6 protein-coding genes are annotated in these 4,382 nt (G+C 40.4%); 3 read left to right on the top strand and 3 right to left on the bottom strand.

The genetic code is table 11. From position 1 onward, the window contains the following. Positions 1–278: 278 nt before the first annotated feature. Both xerC and ACKI5G_RS04070 read right to left on the bottom strand, forming a co-directional pair. On the bottom strand, positions 279–1,418 hold the full coding sequence (xerC, locus tag ACKI5G_RS04065; RefSeq protein ID WP_407397891.1) for a tyrosine recombinase XerC: 1,140 nt from the start codon (positions 1,416–1,418) through the stop codon (positions 279–281). Between the two features lie 363 nt (positions 1,419–1,781). Further along, positions 1,782–2,108 (bottom strand): helix-turn-helix domain-containing protein, encoded by a 327-nt coding sequence (locus tag ACKI5G_RS04070; RefSeq protein WP_407397893.1) that lies wholly within the window; start codon positions 2,106–2,108, stop codon positions 1,782–1,784. Positions 2,109–2,446: 338 nt separating this feature from the next. On the opposite strand from ACKI5G_RS04070, the gene ACKI5G_RS04075 reads away from it, so the two are divergent. The 3 genes from ACKI5G_RS04075 to ACKI5G_RS04085 all read left to right on the top strand — a co-directional run bounded on the left by ACKI5G_RS04075 (position 2,447) and on the right by ACKI5G_RS04085 (position 3,628). Beyond that, entirely contained in the window at positions 2,447–2,650 is a 204-nt protein-coding gene (locus ACKI5G_RS04075; protein WP_407397901.1) for an N-acetylmuramoyl-L-alanine amidase, read from the top strand. A 242-nt stretch (positions 2,651–2,892) separates the two neighbouring features. Further along, positions 2,893–3,216, top strand: a complete 324-nt coding sequence (locus tag ACKI5G_RS04080; RefSeq protein WP_407397895.1) for a helix-turn-helix domain-containing protein — start codon at positions 2,893–2,895, stop codon at positions 3,214–3,216. A 22-nt stretch (positions 3,217–3,238) separates the two neighbouring features. Then, positions 3,239–3,628 (top strand): pyridoxamine 5'-phosphate oxidase family protein, encoded by a 390-nt coding sequence (locus tag ACKI5G_RS04085; protein WP_407397897.1) that lies wholly within the window; start codon positions 3,239–3,241, stop codon positions 3,626–3,628. A gap of 194 nt (positions 3,629–3,822) precedes the next feature. On the opposite strand, the gene ACKI5G_RS04090 is transcribed toward ACKI5G_RS04085, so the two are convergent. Further along, the coding region (locus tag ACKI5G_RS04090; RefSeq protein WP_407397899.1) for an SAP domain-containing protein at positions 3,823–4,382 on the bottom strand (560 nt) is incomplete at its 5' end.

Here is a 4,382-nt window from a genome sequence, read left to right on the forward strand (position 1 = left end):
CTTTGAGTAATCTCTCCTGATAGGTAAGCTCGGACAAGTTTAACTTTCTCCTCTGCTGTAATTTTATGTTTTTGTGGCATAAAAACTCCCCCTATGATGACAGTTTTATTTTTTACTGTCTCCCATAGGGGGAGCATATCACTTCTGTAGCAGCTCCATTTTTATATTAAAATTAATGTTCGTTATTATTGATATTATAATTTTATCGTAAACGTCAAAATATAGTATACCCCAACAGCCAAAAGAAAAAGCAGCCGGTCGGCTGCTTAATAATATAGTTAGAATTCAGTCACGGTCATGCCGGATTCCCTGCAATCTTTTATTATGGACTGCCATTGAGCTATATCCTTAAAATTAAACTCATGGGATGAGTTCATACTGGTGGCAAAATCGTGTCTGAGCATGTGGAATGTAGTTTTTATACCGTTTTCCCGGCATACTTTGGAATAAAGACTGGAAAACACATCAGGGTTATAATACCGCCCGTCAGTAGTGGTAAAAACCATCTCCGGGTGTTCCCATTTCTTTGAAGCAAGCTGTAAAATGGCCTGCTTCTTTTTGTATGCCAGCAATTCCTTGATATATGAAGGAGGAAGGGGCAGAGTCCTTATACTGCTTTCACTCTTGGTTCTTCCTACATACACATGACGCCGCCCGGTTGCCTCGTCAACATTGCCTATTCCTATAGCCTTATCAATGGTAACAGTTCCACCTGTAATATTGCCATTTTTATCCTTCTTGATATTGAAGCTGTCCCAGGTGAGAGCCAGTAGCTCACTTCTTCTCATGCCCGTAACCATCACTGTAAGAATTGCAATTTGCCAGCCTTCAAAACCAACATTAGCATCAAGAAGTAACATCCATGTTTCTGCTGTAGGTTTAACAAACTTCTTCTTAGGTGGTTTTGGCGGAAGCTCAAGATCCTCAGCTGGTGACTCAATAATCAAGTGCTCCTTTACTGCTCTGGCAAATGCCTGTTTTATGACGGTACGGAAATACTGACAAGTGCGGTATTTATCCGCTCCTATTACCTTGTAGATGATATATTGAAGGTCGGAAGGCTGAACCTTCTCCAGCTTTATATAACCAATAGCCTCAATACATTTATCCAACAATAACCTATAAGATGCCTGAGTATTTTTTCTTAGTTTTGGTACTTTGTAGGTTTCAAACCACTTGTTCAGCCATTCAGCTACAGTTATTTTGCTTGCGTCAAAATGAATATTATAAGCGTATTTTTCTTGAAGCTGTTTTAATTTCTGGATAGCTTCCTTTTTAGTATCAGCATATAATGCCGGGCGTTTCCTTTTGCCTGTCCTTGGGTCGTATGCCAAAGTTATTTGTGCTACCCATTTGTTCCTTTGAGAATTGAAGTAAACGGTTCCTTCATAATCTCCTCTGACGCTTCTGTTTGCCACTGTAAATCTCCCCCTTTTAGTAAATCATTACTTCTTTTGCAAGGTTTTAGTAATTTATACTAAGGGATAGGCCAGAAAAAAATCCACATTGTAAAATGATACAACCGTGTTGTGGATTATGTATACGCTTCTGTGGATAACCCTATAACCAATGTGAATAAACTGTGATTAAGCTGTTGATAACTCCTGTTTGTGGCCCTGTTAGTGGTGCAATTGTGGTCCTGGTTGTGGTCCAGGTTGTGGTACTATATGTGGTCCCATGAGGACCTGTGGATACCAGCCAGACCATGGGGTACAAGGGCCGCCGCCTCCCTAATATAATATAAGATAATACAATATAATATAGTAATAGTAGGCGGGCTGTTACTGCCCTTTGTTCTTCATAACATCAAGAAGGTTAATCACGCCATCCTGCTCTTTTTCCGTAAGGCCATTTAACACATCAAGTATTTGCTGGGTCTTTTCATTAGGTGCATAGCCCACCAGATAATCCACAGTAACATTATAATAGGCTGCGAACTTTGGCAGCATATCAAAAGGTGGCTTCGCTATACCTCTTTCCCAGTTGTTTAAGTTTGTTGAAGCAACTCCTAGCTCCTTGGCAGCTTCGGCAACTGTCAGCTTCTTTTGTCCAAGGCGCAGGGCTTTCAATCTTTCGGCAAAATTCTTCATGCTCTCTGATGGTGACATATCTTTTGTAATCTCCTTTTATTTTTGTCCTGCAAACAATATACCACGCATTACTAAAAAAATCTACAAAAAATATATTTTTTACTAAAAATTAATGGACACCCCACTTACTGTATGGTATATTCTAGTAAATTATTATATCTTTTGCAAGGAAATATATAAAATTTTACTAATAAAAGAGGTTATACAATGAATGACATTATCAGATTTGAGAAAGCAAAAGACAACGCCGCCCCTACCGAGGTGGTATATATGACCATCAAGGAATTTGGGGAGCTGGTACACATGAAGCCTTACAGTGTGCGCAGTCTTACCATGATAGAGGATTTTCCCAGTATATTGACGGCACCTTCCCTGACAGGGGATTTAAAACCCGCCCCCTTCTGGCGGTGCTTCGTTCCACCACCATGCCAGCGGTGCTGGTGGAAACTGCCTTTATCGACAATGATATCGACGCCCTGCTTTTAATGAACCACCAGCAGGAAATAGCTGCAGCTATAGCAAGAGGGGTGACTGACTACTGGGTGAATACAAAGAAATAACATTTGCCCTGATAACTTTCCTGTGGTAGAATAAGCAACATATTAGAATACTTACTTACACTATTTCCGTGGGGCCTTGCAGCTTCACGGAGGAAAAGACCGGTCTTTGTACTGGTCTTTTTTCTTTTGTAAAAATACCTATCCACACTGATTAAAAATATTGCAGAAATGTCCCCCCATGTAGAATTATGTTTGTGTATGGTATACAAACACAATTCTACAAACGCTGGGTGGTATCTGCTATGAATATTGGCCATAAAATAAAACAAAGACGTAAAGAGCTAAAGCTGACTCAGGCGGAGCTGGCGCAAAAAATAAAGAAATCCTCGCAGGTGGTTTCTAATTGGGAAAGGGGCTACACCCCAGGCATCACCTATGAGGATTTGCGCAAGCTATCCCTGGCCCTTTCTGTTCCTGTGGAATATTTTATGCCTGATAATTCCCCGGAGCCAAAGGAAAATCCGAAACCAGATAAACGGCTGGCCAGAATTATCAAGGAATATCCAAGCCTTGATGAAAAGACAAAGGATATGATTGATGCTATAATCAGGATAAGTAAAAAATGATGGTTCAAGGGGGATTTATACTATGAACAAAATCGTTGAAGCATTGAAAAAAGCTGGTACTTTCTTTATTGCCACCGAGGATGGCGAGCAGCCAAGAGTCCGTCCTTTTGGTGCTGTACTGGAATATGATGGCAAGCCTTACCTGTGCACAGGTAATACCAAGCCATGCTTTGCCCAGATGAAAGCCAACCCTAAAGTGGAAATATCAGCCACTTATCAAGATCACACATGGTTGCGCCTTACAGCCAAAGTTGAGCCAATAGACAATGACAGCATTCGTGCTGCCATGCTGGAGGAATACCCAGAACTGAAGGGAATGTACCATGTCGGGGATGGCATTTTTGAAGTATTGGAAATCAAAGAGGCCAGCGGTGGCATATATTCATTCGTTGCTGAACCTGTAAAATTGTGATAGCTGCGCCCTGCTTTTGCAGGGCTTTTCTTTTGCCCAAAAGAAAGGGCCATTCTCTGAGTTGAGAACACTACCTCATGACCTTTTACATATTCAAGGGTCTTTTCACTATAATTATTGCCCCCGTTATATTTGCAATTCTCACCTAGTAAACATGCACTAACGCCTATGACCATACAACTTTTTCCTTTACATCATCCTAAAATATGCTTATATTCCTCCAGCAGCTCATGGGAATACTCTTTTTTCATATCAGAATCTCTGACAATCTTCCATAATGTAGCCGCTGCCTTCAACCTCTCGTTATATTCTTTAGTTGCCTCATCTTCACAAAAGTCTTTGACAAACTTGTTCCATTGAAGAGCAGATCTGTCATAAACAGCATACGACTTTTTGCCATAATAGACATCTAGCAAATCACCAAGTGTAAAGCTTTCATCACCATTTTCCTTTACTGCTTTTGCAGTAGCAACCATATCTACCTTGAAACTAAAACTCTCTTTCCCGGTCTGTTGTCTAAAAAATTCCCTGAATCTGTTGCCGCAATTAAATCCACACTCGATTAGCCCAGTATCTAAGGTAAGATTTGTAACTACAGTCTTCTTTTTGGGTCTCGCTACTTTCTTGGCAGGTACAAGCTTCTCTCCAGAAAAGTAAGCTTTAATAACTGCGTTCAATTGTACCTTACTACTTGGAGCTTTTAAACCATGACCTTTACATATTTTTATGAGCTCATCCCTATACCAATAATACT

The organism is Anaerovibrio sp., from assembly GCF_045637405.1.
In the GTDB taxonomy this organism is placed as follows: Bacteria; Bacillota; Negativicutes; order Selenomonadales; family Selenomonadaceae; genus Anaerovibrio.